General features: G+C 74.6%; 17 protein-coding genes. 3 read left to right on the top strand and 14 right to left on the bottom strand.

The window, feature by feature from the left end; all coding sequences use genetic code 11:
• Window positions 1-71 precede the first annotated feature (71 nt).
• From AC069X_RS02565 to AC069X_RS02550, 4 genes are all read right to left on the bottom strand, one after another.
• Window positions 72-827 carry an AIM24 family protein gene (locus AC069X_RS02565; RefSeq protein WP_478724259.1) on the bottom strand — a complete coding sequence of 252 codons (756 nt, stop codon included), beginning with the start codon at window positions 825-827 and terminating at the stop codon, window positions 72-74.
• A gap of 17 nt (window positions 828-844) precedes the next feature.
• Complete coding sequence (locus AC069X_RS02560; RefSeq protein ID WP_478724356.1) at window positions 845-1,525, bottom strand: AIM24 family protein; 681 nt, start codon at window positions 1,523-1,525, stop codon at window positions 845-847.
• A gap of 29 nt (window positions 1,526-1,554) precedes the next feature.
• Window positions 1,555-3,255: a TerD family protein gene (locus tag AC069X_RS02555; protein WP_478724257.1), complete on the bottom strand. Its 1,701-nt coding sequence runs from the start codon at window positions 3,253-3,255 to the stop codon at window positions 1,555-1,557.
• 123 nt (window positions 3,256-3,378) lie between these two features.
• Complete coding sequence (locus AC069X_RS02550) at window positions 3,379-3,918, bottom strand: M48 metallopeptidase family protein (protein WP_478724256.1); 540 nt, start codon at window positions 3,916-3,918, stop codon at window positions 3,379-3,381.
• 214 nt (window positions 3,919-4,132) lie between these two features.
• On the opposite strand from AC069X_RS02550, the gene AC069X_RS02545 reads away from it, so the two are divergent.
• Window positions 4,133-5,302, top strand: a complete 1,170-nt coding sequence (locus AC069X_RS02545; protein ID WP_478724254.1) for a ThiF family adenylyltransferase — start codon at window positions 4,133-4,135, stop codon at window positions 5,300-5,302.
• Between the two features lie 136 nt (window positions 5,303-5,438).
• The gene (locus AC069X_RS02540; RefSeq protein WP_478724252.1) at window positions 5,439-6,767 is read left to right on the top strand and encodes an ABC1 kinase family protein; all 1,329 of its coding nucleotides are present in this window, start codon (window positions 5,439-5,441) and stop codon (window positions 6,765-6,767) included.
• A 33-nt stretch (window positions 6,768-6,800) separates the two neighbouring features.
• Here the strand turns inward: AC069X_RS02540 and AC069X_RS02535 are convergent, their stop codons facing one another.
• The 5 genes from AC069X_RS02535 to AC069X_RS02515 form a co-directional block, all read right to left on the bottom strand.
• On the bottom strand, window positions 6,801-7,013 hold the full coding sequence (locus AC069X_RS02535; RefSeq protein ID WP_478724250.1) for a hypothetical protein: 213 nt from the start codon (window positions 7,011-7,013) through the stop codon (window positions 6,801-6,803).
• 196 nt (window positions 7,014-7,209) lie between these two features.
• Complete coding sequence (locus tag AC069X_RS02530; RefSeq protein WP_007266408.1) at window positions 7,210-7,542, bottom strand: hypothetical protein; 333 nt, start codon at window positions 7,540-7,542, stop codon at window positions 7,210-7,212.
• Window positions 7,539-7,910: a WhiB family transcriptional regulator gene (locus AC069X_RS02525; protein ID WP_351879426.1), complete on the bottom strand. Its 372-nt coding sequence runs from the start codon at window positions 7,908-7,910 to the stop codon at window positions 7,539-7,541. The genes AC069X_RS02530 and AC069X_RS02525 overlap by 4 nt, the downstream gene beginning before the upstream one ends.
• A 185-nt stretch (window positions 7,911-8,095) precedes the next feature.
• A complete protein-coding gene (locus tag AC069X_RS02520) occupies window positions 8,096-8,401 on the bottom strand; it encodes a hypothetical protein (RefSeq protein WP_478724354.1) in 306 nt (101 codons plus the stop codon).
• Between the two features lie 177 nt (window positions 8,402-8,578).
• Window positions 8,579-10,756 carry an ATP-dependent DNA helicase UvrD2 gene (locus AC069X_RS02515; protein WP_478724248.1) on the bottom strand — a complete coding sequence of 726 codons (2,178 nt, stop codon included), beginning with the start codon at window positions 10,754-10,756 and terminating at the stop codon, window positions 8,579-8,581.
• Between the two features lie 252 nt (window positions 10,757-11,008).
• Here AC069X_RS02515 and AC069X_RS02510 point away from each other — a divergent pair, with 252 nt between their 5' ends.
• Entirely contained in the window at window positions 11,009-11,269 is a 261-nt protein-coding gene (locus tag AC069X_RS02510; RefSeq protein ID WP_007266404.1) for a mycoredoxin, read from the top strand.
• Between the two features lie 100 nt (window positions 11,270-11,369).
• Here the strand turns inward: AC069X_RS02510 and nudC are convergent, their stop codons facing one another.
• From nudC to AC069X_RS02485, 5 genes are all read right to left on the bottom strand, one after another.
• A complete protein-coding gene (gene nudC, locus AC069X_RS02505; protein ID WP_478724246.1) occupies window positions 11,370-12,317 on the bottom strand; it encodes an NAD(+) diphosphatase in 948 nt (315 codons plus the stop codon).
• Window positions 12,318-12,358: 41 nt separating this feature from the next.
• Window positions 12,359-13,777, bottom strand: coding sequence for a dipeptidase (locus AC069X_RS02500; RefSeq protein WP_478724244.1), 1,419 nt, complete (start codon window positions 13,775-13,777; stop codon window positions 12,359-12,361).
• 10 nt (window positions 13,778-13,787) lie between these two features.
• Entirely contained in the window at window positions 13,788-17,579 is a 3,792-nt protein-coding gene (locus tag AC069X_RS02495; protein ID WP_478724242.1) for a UvrD-helicase domain-containing protein, read from the bottom strand.
• A gap of 43 nt (window positions 17,580-17,622) precedes the next feature.
• Window positions 17,623-21,084, bottom strand: coding sequence for an ATP-dependent helicase (locus tag AC069X_RS02490; protein WP_478724240.1), 3,462 nt, complete (start codon window positions 21,082-21,084; stop codon window positions 17,623-17,625).
• A 225-nt stretch (window positions 21,085-21,309) separates the two neighbouring features.
• Window positions 21,310-21,657: an MGMT family protein gene (locus AC069X_RS02485; protein WP_478724238.1), complete on the bottom strand. Its 348-nt coding sequence runs from the start codon at window positions 21,655-21,657 to the stop codon at window positions 21,310-21,312.
• Window positions 21,658-21,758 lie beyond the last annotated feature (101 nt).

The following is a 21,758-nucleotide window of genomic DNA, read 5'->3' as shown; positions in this document are numbered from 1 at the left end:
GAGCCGGCGTCCTGCGGCGAGGGGCGGACCCGTGCGGGTCCGCCCCTCCCGTGTGCGCCGGTCCGGTCCGGTCAGTTCCAGGCGTTGTTCTGGTTCTGGGCGTGCGCGCCGTGCTGGCCCACGCCGTACTGGGCGGCGAGGCCCTGGCCGAGCTGGGCGTTCTGCGGGGGCAGCACCTCGCTGGGCTGGACCAGGGCGAAGCCCGTGCCGAGGAAGCTGAGCTCCCAGCCCTCGCCGGTGTTGCCGCGGCGCCGCCACACGCCGGCGGAGTGGGTCTGGGCCTGCATCTGCACGCGCAGCGAGGTGGACCAGGCGACGATCGCGTCGGCGTCGGCGTTGACGTACTTGTCCGGGGTGACCTGGAGCATCAGCGGCTGTCCGGAGGTCATGAGGGCGACCTTGCCGCGGCCGGAGATGTTGAGCTGGTACTTGCCGGAGCCGGAGATCCCGTACTGGCTGTCGACGGCGATGACCTCGGAGTGCAGCGTGGAGTCCATGGCGAGGACGTAGCTGCTGTCGACGGTGAGGCCGTCGTGGTCGACGTCGACGACGTGGACGTACTGGGCGAGGTTGGCGAAGTAGACGGTGCCCTGGCCGGAGCAGCGCATCAGGTCCAGCCCCTCGCCGGTGCGGCGGCGGGCGTTGCGCTGGTTGCCGCTCTGGTACTCCCCGTCGAAGTCGACGATGCCCTGGTACGCGACCATCGAGCCCTTGCGGGCGAGCACGTCGTCGGAGCCGGTCAGGGTCACCCTCAGGAGCTGGGGGTTCTGGACGGTGTAGCGGTCCTGGGACTGCTGCTCGGCGTGGCCGAAAAGTGAGCTCTGCATGGTGTGTCCGCTCCCCCTCAGCCCCGGGTCCGGAGCCGGTCGGTGCTGTCCTCGCTGGGCTGTACGACGACGATGCCCTGGCCGGAGAAGGCCATCTGGTAGGCCTCCCCGCTGCCCCGGCCGATCATCGACGAGGCCTTGAAGCTGCGCTTCCCCTTGACCTTGAGGTTCGGGGACCAGGCGACGAGCGCGTCCGGGTCGACGTACGTCTCGTCGTCGCCGCGGCCGCAGTCGACCACGATCGGGGTGCCCCGGGAGGTGATGGCGACCCAGCCGGTGCCGGAGACCTGGACGTTGAAGAGGCCCTGGCCGGCGAATTTGGCCATGCCCTTGACCCGCTCGACGCCCCACTGGAGGTGGGCGTCGAAGGCGAGGAGGTTGGTGCCGTTGACGGAGAGGGCGTCGTTGGCGAGGTTGATGCAGACGACGTCCGCGCCGTAGTCGGCGAGGTAGAGCAGGCCGTCGCCGGTGCACTTCATCAGGGGTGCGCCCTCGCCGGTCAGCCACTGCGAGGCCATCTGGCGGACGGCGGGCGGGTTGGGCTCGTACTGGACGAAGCCCTCGTAGGCGACCATCGAGCCGGTGCGGGCGAAGAGGTCCTGGCCGCTCTGCATCGCGACCTTGAGCATGGCCCGGCCGTGGTTCTCCATGCGGGCCGTGACGGGGGTCGGGGCGTAGCCCGCGAGCTGCTGGTTCATTGCGTTCATGGCGTTCATGTCGGGCTCCCTCAGACCTCGTACGGCTGGACGACGATGAAGTTGCCGGGGGCGCCGCGGAACTGGAGGTTCACGGTCTCCCCGCTGTGGCCCGGGTAGGCGTTGCGGCGCAGCCGGACCTGGCTGGAAATGATCACCTGGGAGGCGGCCGACCAGGCGACGATGGCGTTGCTGTCCGCGAAGGTGGTGGGGGTCACGGGCAGGACGACGGGCACGCCGTGCGTCTTCACGATGACCGTGCCGGTGCCCTGGAAGAGCATCGTGAACAGGGCTCCGCCGGGAATGCCGTGGCCTTCGATGCGGCGGACCTCGTGCTGGAGGGTCTCGTCGAAGGCGAGGACGCTTTCGGCGGAGACGCAGATGCCGTCGCCCTGGAGCTCGATGGCGTGCAGGTGGGCGCCGTTCTCCGCGAGGAAGACCTGACCGCGGCCGGTGCAGCGCATCAGCTGCATCTCCTGGCCGGTGGCGTTGCCGACGATGCGGCCGGCGAAGCCCGCGCCCTTGTAGCTGAAGTCGACCTTGCCCTGGTACAGGACCATGCTGCCCTGGCGGGCGAGGACGGCCTGGCCGCCCATCGCGAGGTCGACCCGCATGAGCTGCTGGTTCTGCGGGGTCCAGCGGGCGCCGGTCGGGGCTTCCTTGTACGGCTGGAGGGCGGCGGCGAGGCCGGCGCCGGGCGCGGCGGCCTGCGGGGCCTGGCCGTACGGGGGCTGCTGCCCGTACGGGGGCTGCTGCTGGCCGTAGGGGGGCTGCGGGGCGCCGCCCGGCTGCTGGCCCGGGATCTGGCCGTACGAGGGCTGCGGCTGCTGGCCGTAGGGCGCGGGGGCCGGGGGCGGGACCTGGCCGCCGTACGAGGGCTGCTGGCCATACGGGGGCGGGCCGGGCTGCTGCGGCGGCTGGGGCGGCTGACCGTACGGGGCGGCGGGCGCGGGCGCGCCGAGCGGGGCGACCATGGTCGGCGCCGAGTGCACGGGCGCGGCGGCCGGGGGCTGCTGCGCCGGGGGCTGCTGCTGCGGCGGGGCGTACGGCGCGGGGGCGGGCGCCGGGGCGGCCGGCTGCTGGACCGGGGCGCCGAAGGAGGGCGCCGGGGCGGCGGCCTGCGGGGCGGCGGCCTGGGCCGGCGGGGCGAACCCGGGCGCGGCGGCCTGCGGCTGGGCGGGGGCCTGCTGCTGGGGCTCCTCTTCCTCGGCGACCTCGCCGCCGAAGTTCTGGAGCAGCGCGGCGAGTCCGCCGTCGAAGCCCTGGCCGACGGCGGCGAAGCGCCAGACGTCCTTGCGGTAGAAGTCGCCGATCATCAGGGCGCGCTCGGTGCTGAACTCCGAGCCGGTGAAGGAGTACCGGACGACTTCCTCGCCGCCGGCGACGATCCGGATGTAGCCGGGGCCGATCTGCGACATCTGTCCGGCGCCGTCGAGGGTGGCGCTGAAGGACAGCTTGTGGATGGAAGCGGGCACGCGGTCGAGGGTCACCCGGAAGGACTCGGTGTCCCCGGCCTGCGGGCCGAGCTGCTGGATCGACTCCTCGGGCGACTTCGGCTGGTTGTAGAAGACGAAGTAGCGGTCGTCCGAGAGCCGCTCGTCCGCGTCGAGACCGAAGCAGCTGATGTCGAAGGCGAGTCCGGGCCCGGCGATCTGGACGCCCACGTACAGATCGGTACCCGCCGTGAGATCACTGATCTTGGCCTTGTGGCCGCGTTGGAATTCCCTGGCCATGTGTCCGACCGTCCCCCATCCCGACTTCGACTGCTCGATGTTTGCCGCTCAGGCTAACGGCTCCCGGCGACATCCGGCCAAGCCGGTGGCGACCCTGTGCACACCGCCTTCCGCGCCGGAAGATCATTCCTCCCGGGCGGCCGGAATACGGGGCATGCGCTCCGCCGCGGCCACTCCTTCGAGGAATCCGCGGGCCCTTTCGGTCTTCGGGTAGGCCTCCAGAAGCTCCCAGAAGCGGGGGCCGTGACCGGGCACCAGGAGGTGCGCCAGCTCGTGCAGCAGCACGTAGTCGACGACGTACTCCGGCATCCCCTGGATCCGGTGGGACAGCCGGATGCTGCCCTCGGCGGGGGTGCAGGAGCCCCAGCGGGTGTTCTGGTTGGTGACCCAGCGGACCGAACGGGGCCGCGCGCGACCGCTGTAGTACTGCTCGGACAGACGCTCGGCGCGCGCGATCAGTTCCGCGTCGCCGAGGGTGCGCTTGCTCTCCTGGGCGGCGAGCTTGTCGAGCATGACGCCCACCCAGCGCCGCTCCTCCGCCTCCGACATCCGGGCAGGGATCAGGACGACCGTCCGCTCGCCCTCGCGGTAGGCGGACACGGTCCTGCGGCGGCGCGCGCTCCGGCGGACTTCGACGGCGCGCTGTGGCGGGTCGGCTGGCACGCCTCGACGGTACCCGGTCACCGTCGGGGAAATCCCGTACGTCCGAGGTTCGGGCACGATCCGTTCGCGGGCGGCGCCCCGGGCGCCCCCTTTCCTCATCTCATATGCCTTACACCCCTTGCCTGTGGATGAATTCCCGCACGCGGTCCCGCGGCGGGGCATCGTGGCGGAGAAGCAGGGACGACAGGGGAAATCGGCGAACGGGGAGGCCGTGATGTATCCGAAGGTGAAGCCGGCGCTGGCGCGGGCGTGGCGGGATCTGCAGACGGTCCAGTTCGGGGTGACGCCCGCCCACGCGGTGGTACTCGGACCTCTGGACACGGCGACCGGCTCGCTCGTCGACCGGATCGACGGGACGCGGAGCATGGTGCGGCTGCGGGCCGAGGGGGCCGGGATGGGGCTGCCGGAGGGGCAGGTGGACGGGCTGGTCCGGCACCTCGCGGGGGCCGGGCTGCTCGACGACCACACCGCCGGGGGTCCGCGGGCGCAGGCCGTGCGGCGCAGTCCCGAGGCGCTGGAGCGGCTGGGGCCCGATCTGGGCTCGCTGTCGCTGGTGCACCGGGAGCCGGGCGGGGACCTGAGGGGGGTCGCGGCGCGCAGGGGGTTACGGGTCCGGGTGCGCGGGAGCGGCCGGGTGGGGGCGGTGATCGCCGCCGTACTGGCGGGGGCCGGGGTGGGCCGGGTCGAGGTGCTCGACGGGGGCCGGGTGGAGCCGGGCGACGTGGCGCCGGGCGGGCTGGATCCGGGGAGCGTGGGCCGGCCGCGGGCGGAGGCGGCGGGGGCTCTGGTGCGGGGTGCGGCCCCGGCGCGGGCTCCGGGCGCGGGCGACCCCGGGGGGCCGGGGCCGGAGCTCGCGCTGGTGGTGGTCGCGCCCCGGGACGGCCTCCAGGCGTGGGCGCCCGATCCGGCGACGGCCGCGGACTGGGTGGCGACGGGCACCCCGCACCTGTACGCGGGGGTGCTGGAGGGGACGGGGCTGGTCGGGCCGCTGGTGCTGCCGGGGTCCACGGCCTGCGCGGGGTGCATGGAGCGCGACCGCGTCGACCGGGACCCGGCCTGGCCCCGGATGCTGGTCCAGTGGCGCTCGGCGCACCGCCGTCGCGGGACGGCGGCCTGTGACCTGGGGCTGTCGACGGCGGTGGCCGGCCTGGCGGCGGCGCACGCCCTGGCCTTCCTCGACGGGCAGTTGCCCGCGTCCACGGGGACCCGGTGGGAGGTGGCCCTGCCCGGGCTGCACTGGGAGCACTCCGCGGTACGGCCGCACCCGGACTGCCCCTGCGCGGCGGCGGTCCCGCCGGCCGCACCGGTCCCGGGGGCCGTGGCGGCGGGGTCGGGGGTGGCGGCGGCGTCCGGGGCGGCGGCGTCCGGGGCGGTGCGGTCGTGAGCCGCCGGACTCCGGGCGGATCCCGGGCGGGTGCCCCGGTCCGGGGGCCTGGGGGGTCATGGCAGGATGCGACGGGGGCCGAGTCGCGCCTCGAACCGCCGCTTGCGGCACAGCAGTCCGGAAACTGGAGGGGCTCATGTCTGATCTTCCCCGGAAGGCGGTCACGCGCACCGTCAAGCTGGCCGCGCTCCCACTGGGCATCGCGGGCCGGGCCACATGGGGGCTGGGCAAGCGGATCGGCGGCAAGTCGGCCGAGATCGTGGCCCGCGAGCTCCAGCAGCGCACCGCCGAGCAGCTGTTCCGCACCCTCGGGGAGCTGAAGGGGGGCGCGATGAAGTTCGGGCAGGCCCTGTCGGTCTTCGAGTCGGCGCTCCCCGAGGAGGTCGCCGGACCCTACCGGGCCGCGCTGACCAAGCTCCAGGAGGCGGCCCCGCCGCTGCCCGCGGCGCGGGTGCACGAGGTGCTGGCGGAGCGGCTCGGCGAGGACTGGCGGGAGCTGTTCGAGGAGTTCGAGGACAAGCCGGCCGCGGCGGCCTCGATCGGGCAGGTGCACCGGGCGGTGTGGCACGACGGGCGGCAGGTGGCGGTCAAGGTCCAGTACCCGGGGGCCGGGGAGGCGCTGCTGTCGGACCTCAAGCAGCTGGGCCGGTTCGCCGGGCTGCTGGGTCCGCTGGTGCCGGGCATGGACCTCAAGCCGCTCATCACCGAGTTGCGGGACCGCGTCGCCGAGGAGCTGGACTACGAGCTGGAGGCCGAGGCGCAGCGCACCCACGCCGACGCCTTCGACACCGACGGGGACGTACTGGTCCCGGACGTGGTGCACCAGGGCGACCAGGTGCTGGTGACCGAGTGGCTGGAGGGAACCCCGCTCTCGGAGGTGATCACCGACGGCACGCAGGAGGAGCGCGACCGCGCCGGGCAGTTGCTGGCCCGGTTCCTCTTCTCCGGGCCCGCGCGCACCGGGCTGCTGCACGCCGATCCGCACCCAGGGAACTTCCGGCTCGTGACGGGGGCGGACGGCCGGATGCGGCTGGGCGTGCTCGACTTCGGCACGGTGGACCGGCTGCCGGGCGGCTGGCCCAAGCCCATAGGCCGGTCGCTGCGGATGACCCTCGACGGGGACGCCGAAGGGGTCTATGGGCACCTGTGCGAGGAGGGGTTCGTGAGGGAGAGCGTCGAACTCGACCCGGACGCGGTGCTCGACTACCTCAAGCCGATCATCGAGCCCGCCGAGGCCGACGAGTTCACCTTCACCCGGCCGTGGCTGCGCGGACAGGCGGCGCGGATCGCCGATCCCCGCTCCCCCGCGCACCAGTTGGGGCGGCAGATCAACCTGCCGCCGTCCTACCTGCTGATCCACCGGGTGACGCTGAGCACCATCGGCGTCCTGTGCCAGCTGGGCGCGACGGTGCGGCTGCGCGACGAACTGGAGTCCTGGCTGCCGGGGTTCCTCCCCGAGGACTGACCGGACCGGGGCTCGGCGGCGGCCCTGGGCGGGTCACCACCAGGCGGAGTCGAGCCTGCCCTCGATCGCCCGGAGGTTGGCGCGCGCGCAGTCGACGCAGAAGTACTGTCTGGTCCCGTTCTCCACCGAGCAGGTCCAGGTGGGCGGCGGCGGGGCGCCTTCCGGGGAGCGGGCACCGCAGCGCGCGCAGACGACGGGCTGGTCCTCGGGCCCCGGCGGGGTGGGGTGGGGGGTCGGCTGGTCCACCACCAGACGATATCCCCGCCGGGCCGTGCCGGGCCGTGCAACGCACCGGGGGGACCGGTCCGTTCGGACCGGTCCCCCCGGTGCTGCCGTCGCCGGCCGGGTTCGGCCGGATCCGGCGGCGTTCAAGCCGTTCTCACGTCGCCTTCGAGGCGTCTTCGAGCCGTGTCCGGGCCCTGTCGGGCCCGTCTCGTGGCCCTCAGTGCATGACGGCCATGGCGAGCGCGCGCCGGGCGCGCATGGAGACGCGCTCGGCCCTTCGCTGCATGCGCCGCGCGGCGACCAGGCGCAGGGCGTGACGCTCGGCGTCCACCTCGCGCATGCGGTCGTCCATATGGGCACGGGCCAGGGCTTCTGGAATGAGTTGCATTTCGCGGGTCCTGTTCTGACGCGAGGTGATCGCGCCTGCGGTGATGAAGTCTGCGGTGGCGGAGCCGTGCGGCTGCTCGCTCGTGGTGGCGTGGGGGGACATGGGGGCCTGCTTCAAGGGGTCGTGCGTCAGGGGGCGGTCGATGGTTCCGATGGCGGTCATGCCGCTGCAACCGGGTTCTTGCGCGGACGGCCACGGGGCCGCTTGCGGGCCACGACCACGCCCTGGACGAAGAGCTCTCCGCCCCAGACGCCCCAGGGCTCGCGGCGCTCCTTGGCGCCGGCGAGGCAGGCCTCGACCAGCGGGCAGGTGCCGCAGAGGGACTTCGCGTACTCGACGTCCGCCGGGGACTCGGCGAAGAAGACCTCGGGGTCGAAGGTGCGGCACGGTACGGGGACGCCGAGGTTCTCGATGGCGTCGTCGAGCGCGGTGAGCGCGGTGAGGGGGGTCAAGGCGGGGTCCTCCGGGACTGCGGGCGGGGAGATCGTTTGGGTCTGCGGTACGGACGGGGCGTGCGCTTCGAGTTGCACGGTGTTTTCTTCCTCGTCTTGTTCGGCTAGTCGTTCCGGCCGGTCGGCCGGGTGGCGGCTGTGGTACCTGGTCTTGCCAGTCCCGAGGCCCCTTCGCTCCGTCATCCCCGTTCGGGGACAAACAGAAGGGCCGCGGATCCCGGGTGGGGTTCCGCGGCCCTGAAGGCGCCGGCCTGATCATGCGATCAGGCTGGATCACTCCAGGGTTCGAGCCCGCGGAAGGCCCACATCAGGTGGTGCTGCGTCGTCTGCTGCGTCTTGGATCCGGCACCGGCGGCGGCCGCGAAGCCATAGGCGCCATGCGCCTGCCGGGCTTCCGCTACTGCCACCAGTGCCTTGGTCGGTCGCTCATTGCGCTCGCTGACCGGAAGGGTCGCCAGCAGGGCGGGCTTGTCGGCGGAAATCGCGGACAGACCGGTGCCCAGGAGGGAGACGGAACCGAGCAGGCAGGAAGCGTCGACCGAGCGATCGGTCATTTTGGTGAAGGTCATGAAGCTGGTCACTGGTCTCGCCTCCTCTCGGCGTCTCGGGGACTCGGCCCGGGGGCCTGTCCCATGTATTCGGATAAGTACAGCACGGATCCGGAGCTTCGGAGAAGCCACCGTTTCCGTTGCTAAGAACCTATGGGGCTTCGCCGGGCATGTGCAAACTATTTTTCCGACGAGTTTCTACGCGTCGTCAGGATCCTCACCGTCAGTCTCCTGACCAGTACAGATGGCCAGGACGTCGGCTCCGTACCGGTCGAGCTTGCGGCCGCCCACTCCGGAGATCATCGAGAGCTCCCCGGGCTCGGAGGGCGCGGCCTCCGCGATCGCCATGAGCGTTTTGTCCGTGAAAACACAGTATGCGGGGAGTCCCTGGAGCTTCGCCTGACCGGCCCGCCAGTCACGCAGCCGCTCGTAGAGCCCCTCGTCCATGTCCGACGGGCAGTCCCCGCAGCGCATCAGCTTGATGTCGCCGGCCTCGGTCAGGGTCCGGCCGCAGACCCGGCACAGCACCGGCCCGCGGCGGCCGCGCTTGCGGGGCCCGCCCTCGGCCGGGGCGCCCGGCCTGGCGCCGGGGGTCGCCGAGCCCGGCCGCAGGCCGTTCAGGAAGCGGCTGGGGCGACGGGAGGCCCGGCCGCCCGGAGCCCGGGAGAGGGCCCAGGAGAGGGTCAGGTGCAGCCGTGCGCGGGTGACGCCGACGTACAGCAGCCGGCGCTCCTCCTCGACCTGGTCGTCGGTCTTGGCGTAGGTGATCGGCATCATGCCGTCGGTGAGGCCCACGAGGAACACCGCGTCCCACTCCAGGCCCTTCGCGGCGTGCAGGGAGGCGAGGGTGACGCCCTGGACGGTCGGCGCGTGCTGGGCGGCCTTGCGCTCGTCCAGTTCGACGGTGAGCTCGGCCAGCCCCGCGCCCGGCCGGGCGCGGGCGAAGTCCTCGGCGAGGCGGACCAGGGCGGCCAGGGATTCCCACTGGTCGCGCACGGCGCCGGAGCCGGCGGGCGGCTCGGCCGTCCAGCCGGTGGAGCTGAGCACGGCCCGGACCTGGGCGCCCAGCTCGACGACGTCGTCGAGCAGCGGGTCGTTGCCCGCGGAGCGGGCGGCTCCGCGCAGCGCGAGGACCGCCTTCTGCACCTCCGCGCGCTCGAAGAAGCGCTCCGCCCCGCGCAGCTGGTAGGGCACCCCGGCGTCGGCGAGGGCCTGCTCGTAGACCTCCGACTGGGCGTTGATGCGGTAGAGGACGGCGATCTCGCCGGCCGGGACTCCGGCCGCGATCAGGTCGCGGACGCGGCGGGCCACGCCCTCGGCCTCGGCGGGTTCGTCGGGGTACTCGGCGTAGACCGGGTCGGGGCCGGGCTCGCGCTGGGAGACCAGCTCCAGGCGGTGTTCGGCGGCCCGGCCGCGGGCCTGGTTCAGCAGGCCGTTGGCGAGGTGGACCACCTGGGGGGTGGAGCGGTAGTCGCGGACCAGCTTGACCACGGTGGCCTGCGGGTAGCGGGTGCGGAAGTTCAGCAGGTGGTCGGGGGTGGCACCGGTGAAGGAGTAGATCGTCTGGCTGGCGTCGCCGACGACGCAGAGGCTGTCGCGGTCGCCGAGCCACAGCTCCAGCAGGCGCTGCTGGAGCGGGCTGACGTCCTGGTACTCGTCCACCACGAAGTGCTGGTACTGGGCGCGGATCTGCTCGGCGATGTCGTGCCGGTCCTGGAGGATGCCGACGGTGAGGAGCAGCACGTCCTCGAAGTCGATCATGCCCCGGTCGCGCTTGAGCTGCTCGTACGTGCCGTAGATCTGGGCGATCTCCGCCATGTCGCGGGGGGCTTCGCGGCCCGCCTTGACGGCGGCCGCCGGGTAGTCGGCGGGCACGGTCTGGGTGACCTTGGCCCATTCGATCTCGCCCGTGACGTCGCGCAGCTCGTTGCGGTCGAGGCGGACGCGGCACCGCGACCCGGCCTCGGCCACGAACTGGACCTTTCGCTCCAGGAGCCGGGGCACCTCGCCGCCGACCGCCCGGGGCCAGAAGTACTGGAGCTGGCGCAGGGCGGCGGAGTGGAAGGTACGGGCCTGGACCCCGCCCGCGCCCAGGGCGCGCAGCCGGCCGCGCATCTCCCCGGCGGCGCGGTTGGTGAAGGTGACGGCCAGCACACTGGCCGGCATCAGCTGGCCGGAGCGGACGCCGTAGGCGATGCGGTGGGTGATCGCGCGGGTCTTGCCGGTACCGGCGCCCGCCAGCACGCACACCGGGCCGCGCAGGGTCGTGGCGACCTCGCGCTGCTCAGGGTCGAGGCCCTGGAGCACGGCGTCGGCGTCGACGTCGGGCGCGCCGCCGCCGGCCGGTACGGATGAGGAGTGCGTTGCTGCTGTCACCCCGCCATGCTGCCAGGTCCGGTGGGCCGGACGGGAAACCCGTCCACAGGCCCGCGGTGTCCGTCGTACCGGGCGGACGGGCGGATCAGCCGGTGCCGCAAGGGCCGGCCGGGCGTGCCCGGGGAGCGGGCCGGCCGGCAGTCGGATCGGTCACACCGGACGCCCCGGCGGGAATGGTGCGGCGGGACGGGACGTTCGACTCCTCGGATCAACCGGTACCGCGATCCACCGAGACCTCACAGAGGAGCGAGCATGCAGGACACCGGCACCGTCACGATGTACAGCACCACCTGGTGCGGCTACTGCCGGCGGCTGAAGACCCAGCTGGACCGGGAAGGCATCGCGTACAACGAGATCAACATCGAGCTCGACCCGGAGTCCGCGGCGTTCGTGGAGAAGGCCAACAACGGCAACCAGACGGTTCCGACCGTGCTCGTGAAGTCCGCCGCCGGCAGCGAGTCGGTGATGACGAACCCGAGCCTGGCCCAGGTCAAGCAGGCCCTCGCCGTCTGACCTTCCGGACGCGCGCTTCCGGAACGGCCCCCGCCGCGGCGGGGGCCGTTCCGCGTCCGGGGGCGGTCCGCGGGGAGGCGGCCCGCGGGGACACCGGGGCTCAGACGGCCGACGGCCCCTTCGGCAGCGGCTGCCCGTACCAGAGCTCGACCAGACGGGCCGCGATGGAGATGCCCGACGGGGGCAGGACCTCACCGGCCTCGATCGCGGCGCGGTAGTCCTCGCGGGAGAACCAGCGGGCCTCCTGGATCTCCTCCCCGTCGACCGTGATCTCCGAGCTGACCGCGCGCGCGTTGAAGCCGAGCATCAGGCTGTACGGGAACGGCCAGGGCTGGCTGGCGACGTACTCGACCTCGCCGATGCGCACCCCCGCCTCCTCCCACACCTCGCGGACCACGGACTGCTCTATCGACTCGCCCGGCTCCACGAACCCCGCCAGCGTGGAGAAGCGGCCCTCGGGCCAGTGCACCTGGCGGCCCAGCAGCGCCCGGTCGTACTCGTCGGTGACCAGCATGATCACCGCCGGGTCGGTGCGCGGGTAGTGCTCGGCGCCGCAGCCCGGGCAGCGGCGGATGTGGCCGGCCGCGGCGACGACGGTGCGCTCGCCGCAGCGGGAGCAGAAGCGGTGCATGCGCTGCCAGTTCTCCAGCGCCACCGCGTGCACCATCAGCCCGGCGTCGCGCGGGTTCAGCAGCAGCCCGGCCTCGCGGAGCCCGGCCGGACGGGCCGACTGGTCCATGCGGCCCGGCAGGGAGTCCTTCTGCAGCGCGAAGTACCGTACGCCGTCCTCGTCCGTGCCCAGGAAGTACCGGTGGGTCTCGGTGACCGGGGCCTCGAAGGCCGGGGTCATCACGATGCCCGTCCCGCCGTCGGGGGTGTCGTCGATCAGCACCTGGCCGCCGGAGACGACGAAGACACGGGTCGTCGGGTGGCTCCAGGCGGCGGCGAGCCACGCCTCGTCGAGGCGGTGGTGCGCGGCGCGGTCGATCCCGCTGGGCGCGGTGAGCGACAGAGGACGCTCGGTGTGGGTGCTCACTGGTACTTCCAACTCCCCCGGTGGTGGGACAAGGCAGGCGTACGGGACGTGCTTCAGGCGGTGGCGGCGGGCGACCAGTTCTCGGCGAGGTCGCCCCACAGGTAGGCGGCGGTCTCCACGCCCTTGAGGAGGAGGTCGAGCTCGACCTTCTCGTTCGGCGAGTGCCAGCCGTCGGAGGGGACGGAGATCCCCAGGAACAGGACCGGTGCGCCCAGCACGTCCTGGAGGTCGGCCGCCGGGCCCGAGCCGCCCTCGCGGGTGAAGCGGACCCGCTGCCCGAAGGCGCGGCCCATGGCGCGGACCACGGACTGCAGCGCCGGGTGGTCCAGCGGGGTCAGGCAGGGCCGGGTGGGGGCACCGAAGACGATGCGGTGCCGGATCCCGGCGGGGACGCGGGCCGCGACCCACTCCCGGACGGCGGCCTCGACCTCGTACGGGTCCTGCCCCGAGACCAGGCGGAACGACAGCTTCAGGTGGGCGGAGGCGGGCACGATGGTCTTGCCGCCGGGGCCCTGGTAGCCGCCGCCGATGCCGTTGACCTCGGCGGTGGGGCGGGCCCAGACGCGCTCCAGGGTGGAGTAGCCCGCCTCGCCGGCGGCCGCGTGGGACTTGGCCGTACGGAGCCACTCGGCCTCGTCGAAGGGCAGCTCGGCGATCAGCCGGCGCTCGGCCTCGGTCAGCTCGGCGAGGCCGTCGTAGAAGCCGGGGATGGTGACGCGGCCGTCCTCGTCGTGCAGGGCCGCGACGACGCGGGCGGCGACGGTCGCCGGGTTGGGCACGGCCCCGCCGAAGGCGCCCGAGTGGATGTCCTGGTCGGGGCCCTGGAAGTCGATCTCGCAGTCGGCGACGCCGCGCATGCCGGTGCAGACGGTGGGGGTGGTCTCGGACCACATGCCGGTGTCGGAGACGATCACGACGTCGGCGGCGAGCTCGGCGGCGCGCTCCTCGACGAGGCAGCGGAAGTTCGGGGAGCCGGACTCCTCCTCGCCCTCGACGAGCAGCTTGAGGTGCACGGCGGGGGCCTCGGCGCCGGTCGCGGCGAGGTGGGCGCGGACGCCGAGGGTGTGGAAGAAGACCTGGCCCTTGTCGTCGGCGGCGCCGCGCGCGTACATGCGGCCGTCCTTGACGACCGGCTCGAAGGGCTCGGTGTGCCAGCCGTCGGCGAGGGCGGCGGGCTGGACGTCGTGGTGCCCGTACACGAGGACGGTGGGGGCGGCCGGGTCCGCGGCCGGCCAGTGCGCGAACACGGCGGGCGCGCCGCTGCCGTCGGCGGTCTCCCAGACCTCGGTCACCGGGAAGCCGGTCTCCTTGAGCTTCGCGGCGAGCCAGTCGGCGCTGCGGCGTACGTCGTCCGCGTGCTCGGGCTGGGCCGAGACGGAGGGGATGCGCAGCCACTCGGCGAGGTCGTCGAGGAAGGCCTCGCGGTGGGTGCCGATGTACGTGCGGACGACGTTGTCCGGGGTTTCGCTCATGGCCACGAGCCTAGCCGTCCGCCCGGGGGGTGCCGTCCGTGCCCGTTTTGCCTTGGAGGATCTGCTCAAGACGCTCGCGTCCGGGCAGGTCACGGGGCCGGATCACGCGGCCGCTGCGCACGTGCAGGAAGGCGGCGGAGACCCGGTCGAGGGGGGTGCCGGTGGCTTCGGCCCAGGCCAGTCGGTACACGGCGAGCTGGAGGGGATCGGCCTGGGTGGTACGGCCGGTCTTCCAGTCGACGACCTCGTACGAGCCGTCCGGGCCGCGGTACACGGCGTCGATCCGGCCGCGGATCACCCGGCCGGCGAGGGTGAGCTGGACCGGGGCCTCCATCCGGTACGGGACGCGCTCGGCGTACTCGCTGCGCTCGAAGGCGGCCTTGAGGGCGGCGAGGTCCGCCTCGTCGGCGACCTCCTGGTCGGAGCCGGGGAGGTCGGCGGCGGGGTCGAGGAGGTCGTCGAGCAGCGGCAGGGGCAGCTCGTCGAAGCGGGACTCGACCCAGGCGTGGAAACGGGTGCCCTGGCGCGCGGCGGGCTGCGGGGGCTTGGGCATGGGGCGGGCGAGCTCGCGTACGAAGCCCTGCTCGTCGGCGGCGAGGCGCAGGAGCTGGCTCGCGGACAGGGCGGAGGGCAACTCGACGTCCCGCACGGCTGCGCGCGAGCGGCGGAGCTCGCCCTCGAGGGCGTCGAGGTCCCGGTCCCACGAGGCCACCGCGCGGGCCTCCTCGGGGGTGAGGTCGCCGGCGCCGCTCCGCGCCGGGCCCTCCGGGACGGCGTGCGGGCCCCGGGCCCCGGGTACGGCGGCTTCGCCGGCCCAGAGGCCGTCCGGCTCCGGCCCGCCGGCCCGCATGCCTCCGGCCGTGGCGCCCCCGGCTGCGGACAGCCCGGCTTCCCCCGCCCAGAGGTCATCCACATCGGCGGCCGTGGCGCCGCCGGGGGCGGGACGTGCGGCCTCTCCCGCCCAGAGGTCGTCCTCGGCGGAGCGGGCGGACCCGGGCCGGAGGGTGCTCTCCCCCGCGGTGCCGGACAGCGGCTCCGCGGGGGACGGGGCTCCGCCCCACGGGTCGGCGGGCACGGCTTCGCCCGCCCACGGGCCGTCCCCGTCGGGGGACACCGCGGGCACGGCGGCCGGGGCCCCCGCCCGGGGACCCGCGCCGGGCCGCGCGGGCAGGGCTTCGCCCGCCCACGCGTCGTCCGCGGGAGGCAGGGGTTCGTCCTCGTACGACGGGTCCTCGCAGTCGGGGGGCCAGAGGTAGGGGTCCTCGGACGGGGACGGCGGCGGCGCGGGCGTGGCCAGGTGGGCTTCCACCAGGGCCGCCGCCCGGCGGCGCAGGGTCAGGGAGGCCGGGTCCAGGGGCAGGGGCCAGGAGTGGTCCGGGGCGGCATCGCCGGCCAGGGCCGGGTTCTCGGCGTCGGGTTCCGGTTCGTCCGCCCAGGCCTCGATCTCGCCGAACCCGGCCTCGCAGTGGGCGTAGAGGGCCTGGAGGAACGCCGAGGGTCCGCGGCGGCGCTTCTGGGTGGGGCCCCACCAGTGGCCGGAGGCCAGCAGGAGGGAGCGGGGCCGGGTGAACGTCACGTAGCCGAGTCGGAGCTCTTCGGTCTGCTTGTGGGTCTTCAGGGACGCCTTGAAGGACTTCAGGCCCGCCGAGGTCCACTCCGGGTCCCCCGGCAGCGTCGGGGCGTCGCCGCGCAGGGCGTACGGGAGCACCTTCGGGTACGCGGTCCAGGCCTCGGGGGCCTTCTCCTTCGGGAAGGAGCCCGCGCAGAGGTCGGGGACGACCACCACGTCCCACTCCAGGCCCTTGGACTTGTGGGCCGTGAGGACCTTCACCGTGTTCTCCCCGCCGGGGAGGGCGTGGTCGAGGCCCTTCTCGTACTGGGCGGCGGTGCGCAGGAAGCCCAGGAACGCCGGCAGGGTCGCTTCCCCGTCCAGGGCGGCGAAGCCCGCGGCGACGTCCATGAAGCTGGACAGGGTCTCGCGCCGGCGGGCCGCCAGGGCGTGCGGGGAGGCGGAGAGCTCCACGTCCAGGCCGGTGGTGGCGAGGACCCGGTGCAGGACGTCCATGAGGGGGTCCGCCAGCGAGCGGCGCAGGTCGCGGAGCTCCTGGGCGAGGTGCGCGAAGCGGACCCGGGCGGCCGCCGAGAACGGCAGGCCGTCGTCGGCCGCGCCGTCCAGGAAGGTCTCCAGGGCGTCGGCCAGGGACACGACCTCGGCCGGGTCGACGCCCTCGACCGCCGCCGCGAGCCGGCCGTCGGGCCCGGGGGCGGCGCCGGGGCGGGCCACCAGCTGCCGGGCCCGGCGCCCGAGGAGCGCCAGGTCGCGGGCGCCGATCCGCCAGCGGGGGCCGATGAGGAGGCGGACCAGGGCGGCGTTGGCGCCGGGGTCCTGGAGCACCTCGCAGACGGAGACGAGGTCGGCGACCTCGGGGAGGTGGAGGAGGCCGGACAGGCCCACGACCTCGACGGGGACGTCCCGGGCGACGAGGACGGCCTGGATGCGGGCGAAGTCGGCGGCCGAGCGGCACAGGACCGCGATCTCCCCGGGCTCCGTGCCGGTGCGCACCAGGTGGGCGACGGAGTCGCCGAGCCACTCCAGCTCCTCGGCGTGGGTGTTCAGCAGGGCGCAGCGGACCACGCCGTCGCGCTCGGCGCCGGGCGCGGGGCGCAGCGCCTCGACGCCCTCGTGCATGGCGCGCAGCGGGGCGGCGAGGCCGTTGGCGAGGTCGAGGAGGCGGCCGCCGCTGCGGCGGTTCTCGCTGAGCGAGAGGCGGGTGGCGGGGCGGCCGTCGGCGTGCGGGAAGTGCTCGGGGAAGTCGTCGAGGTTGGCGACGGAAGCGCCGCGCCAGCCGTAGATGGCCTGGCAGGGGTCGCCGACGGCGGTCACGGCGTGCCCGGTGCCGCCGCCGAAGAGCCCGGACAGCAGCAGCCGCTGGGCGACGGAGGTGTCCTGGTACTCGTCGAGGAGGACCACCCGGAACTCCTCGCGGAGCAGGGCACCGACTTCCGGGCGGGTGGTGGCGAGCCGGGCGGAGAGGGCGATCTGGTCGCCGAAGTCGAAGAGGTCGCGGGAGCGCTTGGCGACGCGGTAGCGGGAGACCAGTTCCAGCAGCTCCAGGCGGCCGCGTACCGCCTCGGGGACCTTGCGCAGGTCGTCGTTGGTGAGTCTGGCGCCGGCGAGCTCGTCGAGCAGGGCGGTGTCGTGGGCGCGCAGCGCGTCGGGCTCGACGAGGTGCTCGGAGAGTTCCCCGTCGAGCGCGAGGAGGTCGCTGACCAGGTCGGGGACGGACTTGGTGAGGGAGGGGTACGGGCCGGGGGCCTCGCGGAGCACCTTCGCGGCGAGCTGGAAGCGGGTGGCGTCGGCGAGGAGGCGGGCGCTGGGCTCCAGGCCGATGCGCAGGCCGTGGTCCTTGAGGAGCTGCCCGGCGAAGGCGTGGTAGGTGGAGATGCGGGGTTCGCCGCCCGCGGTGCCGGCCTCGACGTCGGCGGGGGAAGGGTCCGGGTCGGTGATCCCGGCGCGGGCGAGGGCCTTGCGGACGCGCTCGGCGAGCTCCCCGGCGGCCTTGTTGGTGAAGGTCAGGCCGAGGACCTGTTCGGGGGCGACCGTGCCCGTGCCGACCAGCCAGACGACGCGGGCGGCCATGACGGTGGTCTTGCCGGAGCCGGCGCCCGCGACGATGACCTGGGGGGCGGCGGGGGCGGTGACGCAGGCGAGCTGTTCGGGCGTGAACGGGATCCCGAGGAGCTCCTTGAGCTGCTCGGGATCGTCGAGGACGGGGGCGCGCCCGGACGCGTACGCGGTCACCTCAAAAGGCTAGCCGCCGCCACGGACACTCCCGGCCCGCGTCTCATTCCACGGTCTGGCGGCCCTCGGGCAGGGCGCTGCACGCGCTGCGGAAGGTGCAGCGGGTGCAGTGTTCGCCGGTGGCGGGGGCGAAGCGTTCGTCCAGCACCCGGCCCGCGGCGGTGGCCAGCAGGTCGCCGACCCATGCGCCGGAGCCGCCGCCGGAGAGGGGTTCCTGCGCCTGGATCTTCGGGACCTCGTCGCCGCCGTCGCGCTTCGCGGCGCCCTGGCGGAGCTGGACGAGTTCGGCGCCGCCCGGCTCGGGGCGGCGGCCGTCGAAGACCTCGTCGACGGCGCCCTCGCGGACGGCGAGCTGGTAGACGGCGAGCTGGGGGTGACGGGCGACCTCGTCCTTGGTGGGCGCGCCCTTGCCGGTCTTGAAGTCGACGACGTACGCGCGGCCCTGCGGGTCGGCCTCGACCCGGTCCATGGAGCCGCGGATGCGTACGGCGTACTCGCCCGCGTCGAGGGTGACGTCGAAGTCGTGCTCGGTGGCGACGGCGGACCGGCCGCCGCGGTCGGTGGTGTGCCAGCGCAGGAAGCGTTCGAGGGCGGCGCGGGCATTGTCCTTCTCCTGGCGGGACTTCCAGGGGGCGTCGAAGGCGAGGGCGTCCCAGACGGAGTCGAGGCGTTCCATGAGGACGGCGAGGTCGGCGGGGGTGCGGCCGGAGGCGACCTCGTCGGCGAGGACGTGGACGACGTTGCCGAAGCCCTGGGCGGCGCTGGAGGGGGTGTCGGCCTTGACCTCGCGGCCCAGGAACCACTGGAGGGAGCAGGTGTTGGCGAGCTGGTCCAGTGCGCTGCCGGAGAGGGTGACGGGGCGGTCCCGGTCGCGCAGGGGCACGGTGGAGGCGGTGGGCTCGTACAGGCCCCACCAGCGCTGCGGGTGGGCGGCGGGGACCAGCGGCCGGTCCTCGTCGTCGGTGAGCGCGGCGAGCCGGGCGAGGCGGCGGGCGGCGGCGTCGCGCAGGGCGGGCGAGGCGTCGGGGTCGACGGTGGTGGCGCGGAGTTCGGCGACGAGGGCGGGGACGGCGAGGGGGCGGCGGGGGCGGCCGGTGACGTCCTTGGGGGTGACGCCGAGTTCGGTGAGGAAGCGCGAGGGCTGGTCGCCGTCCTCGGCGGGGGCCTTGACGGCGGTGACGACGAGGCGGTGGCGGGCGCGGGTCGCGGCGACGTAGAACAGCCGCCGCTCCTCGGCGAGGAGGGCGCCGGGGGTGAGGGGTTCGGCGAGGCCGTCCCGGCCGATGCGGTCGGCTTCGAGGAGGGAGCCGCGGCGGCGCAGGTCGGGCCAGAGCCCTTCCTGGACCCCGGCGACGACGACGAGGCCCCACTCCAGGCCCTTGGAGCGGTGCGCGGTCATGAGCCGTACGGCGTCGGGGCGTACGGCGCGGCCGGTGAGGGTGTCGGCCGCGATGTCCTCGGCCTCCAGCTGTTCGAGGAAGTTGAGCGCGCCGCGGCCGCCGGTGCGTTCCTCCGCGCGGGCGGCGTTGTCGAAGAGGGCGCAGACGGCGTCGAGGTCCCGGTCGGCGTTGCGGCCGGAGGTGCCGCCGCGGCGGGCCTGCCGTTCGAGGCGCTGCGGCCAGGGGGTGCCGTCCCAGAGGGTCCAGAGGGCCTCTTCGGCGGTGCCGCCGCCCTGGAGGAGCTCGCGGGTCTTGCGCAGGAGCAGGCCGAGGCGCTGGGCGCCGCGGGCGTGCGCGGGGTCGTGCGCGGTGAGCCGTTCGGGCTCGGCGAGGGCGCGGGCCAGCAGGACGTCGGAGGGGGCGGGTACGGCGACCCCGGCGGCCCGCTCCTCGTCGCGCAGCGCCCGCCCGAGCCGGCGCAGGTCGGCGGCGTCCATTCCGCCGAGCGGCGAGGTGAGCAGCACGACGGCGTCCTCGACCCCGACCCACCCGTCGGCGTCGGCGGCCGCGGCGTCCTCGGGGGCGGTGCCGCCCCGCGCGCCGGCGTCGGCGTCCGCGTCCGCGTCCGGACGAGGCTCCGGCCCGTCCGGCCCGTCCGGCCCGTCCGGCCCGTCCGCCCCGAGGTCGCGAGCGGGCTCGCGCTCCTCGGCGGCGGCGCCGGGACCGGGCAGGCCCGCGCCGGCGGAACCGGCCGCGTCCGCGTCCGGGTCCGTGCCCGGCCGGGCGGCGGCGGACGCCGTGAGGCGGAGGGCCGTCAGGAGGGGGGCGACCGCCGGCTCGTGGCGGAGGGGGGCGGACCCCGCGTCCGTTTCCGCCGGGACGCCCGCCGCGATCAGGGCGCGGCGCATCGCCGGGAGGGTGCGCCCGCCCGCGCGGACCAGGACGGCCATGTCCCGCCACGGCACGCCGTCCTCCAGGTGGGCCCGGCGCAGGATGTCGGCGATGTTGTCGAGCTCGGCGCCGGCGGTGGGGTACGTGTACACCTCCACGCTGCCGCCCTCCCGCGCCGGTTCCAGCGACCGGTGCGCGCGGACGGCGGCGGCGGGAAGGCGCGGGACCGGCATGCGGGTGGTGAGGAGGCGGGTGGCGGCCAGCAGGGCCGAGCCCGAGCGGCGGCCGACCGTCAGTGCCCGGACCCGCGCGCCGGGGAAGGCCGACTCGAAGTCGAGGACGTTGTTGATGTCGGCGCCGCGGAACGCGTAGATCGACTGGTCGGGGTCGCCGAAGGCGACCAGCGTCCCGGCCGGCCCGTTCAGCGCGCGCAGCAGCCGCAGCTGGGAGGCGTCGGTGTCCTGGTACTCGTCCACGTAGATCACGTCGTACGCGGAGGCGAGGGACGGCGTGGTCTCCGCCAGCAGGACGGCCCGGTGCAGGAGTTCGGCGTAGTCCAGGGAGCCCTGGAGGTCGAGGACGTCGAGGTACTCGGAGAGGAAGGCGGCGGCCGCCTTCCAGTCGGGGCGGCCGATGCGGTCGGCGAAGTCCGCGAGGGCCCGCGGTCCCAGGCCCAGCTCGCGGGCGCGGGCCAGGACGGCGCGGACCTCGTCCGCGAAGCCGCGCGTGGTCAGCGCGGCCCGCAGGTCGTCCGGCCAGCGGATCGACCGCAGCCGCCGCTGGCCCTCCAGCAGGGTGCGGACCATCACGTCCTGCTCGGGGCCGGACAGCAGCCGCAGCGGGTCGGCGAAGAGCTCGTGGTCCTGGTGGGCGCGGACCAGGCCGTAGCAGAAGGAGTGGAAGGTGGTGGCCTGCGGGGCGCGGGCGCCGCCGAGCCGCAGCGCGGCGCGGTCGCGCAGTTCCACGGCCGCCTTCCGGCCGAAGGTCAGGATCAGGATCCGCGCGGGGTCGGTGCCGGCCTCGACCCGGGCGGCGGCCGCCTCGACGAGGGTCGTGGTCTTGCCGGTGCCCGGTCCGGCGAGGACCAGCAGCGGTCCCCGGGTGTGATCAACCACCGCGCGCTGCGCTGCGTCCAGCACAGGGACGGCCACCTGCCGAGACCCGGTCCGCACCAGGCGGTACGCGTCAGGGGTCCGCGTACGCCGCTCCGAGCGGCCGGGAGAAGAGGTGATCACGTGGGGTGCCGGTCCTGGTGGGTCTGCGGGCGGTGCTGCGGTCTGGCCGACGGCCGCGGCGGTCGGGGGGACCTCGGCCGCGTACGCCGAAGAGGCAACGCTACGCCAACCGCGCCGGCCCCCGCAGTCCGTCCCGCCGGGGCGGGGCGTCGTCCGGGAGGCCGTCGGCGTCGTCCTCCGTACGGGCCTTCGACCCGCCACCGGCGTCTCGTATGCCGGAAGCTGTCAGGTGTGAGCCTCGTCGCCCCCGTCCCCGCCGTCGCGCCCGTCCCAGCGCGCCCGCCGCATGGCCAGGCGGGGCTCGCCGGAGGGGGTCTCGCGCAGCGGGGTGCCCTCGGTGCGGTAGTGCTCCAGGGCGCGCCGCTCGCTGCCGGGCAGGGGTACGCCGTCCGCCCGCACCACGCGCCACCAGGGGACGGCTCCGCCGTACAGGGCCATGACACGCCCGACTTGGCGCGGGCCGCCCTCGCCGAGCCACTCGGCGACGTCGCCGTAGGTCATCACCCGGCCGGGCGGAATCCGCTCGGCCACCTCCAGTACCCGCTCCGCGTAGGCGGGCAGCTCTTCGCTCATTCGGCACATGGTGCCGGACGCCCCGGCCGCTCCGGTGGAAGCTTTCCTTCCGTACCGGCTCGCACCCTGCTGCCCCGCGCGGCCGCCCGTCCGTGCCACCA

It is taken from the genome of Streptomyces sp. NPDC043896, assembly GCF_056435605.1.
The sequence above is the reverse complement of the archived record's forward strand: the minus strand, read 5'-3'. Positions and strand labels throughout refer to the sequence as shown.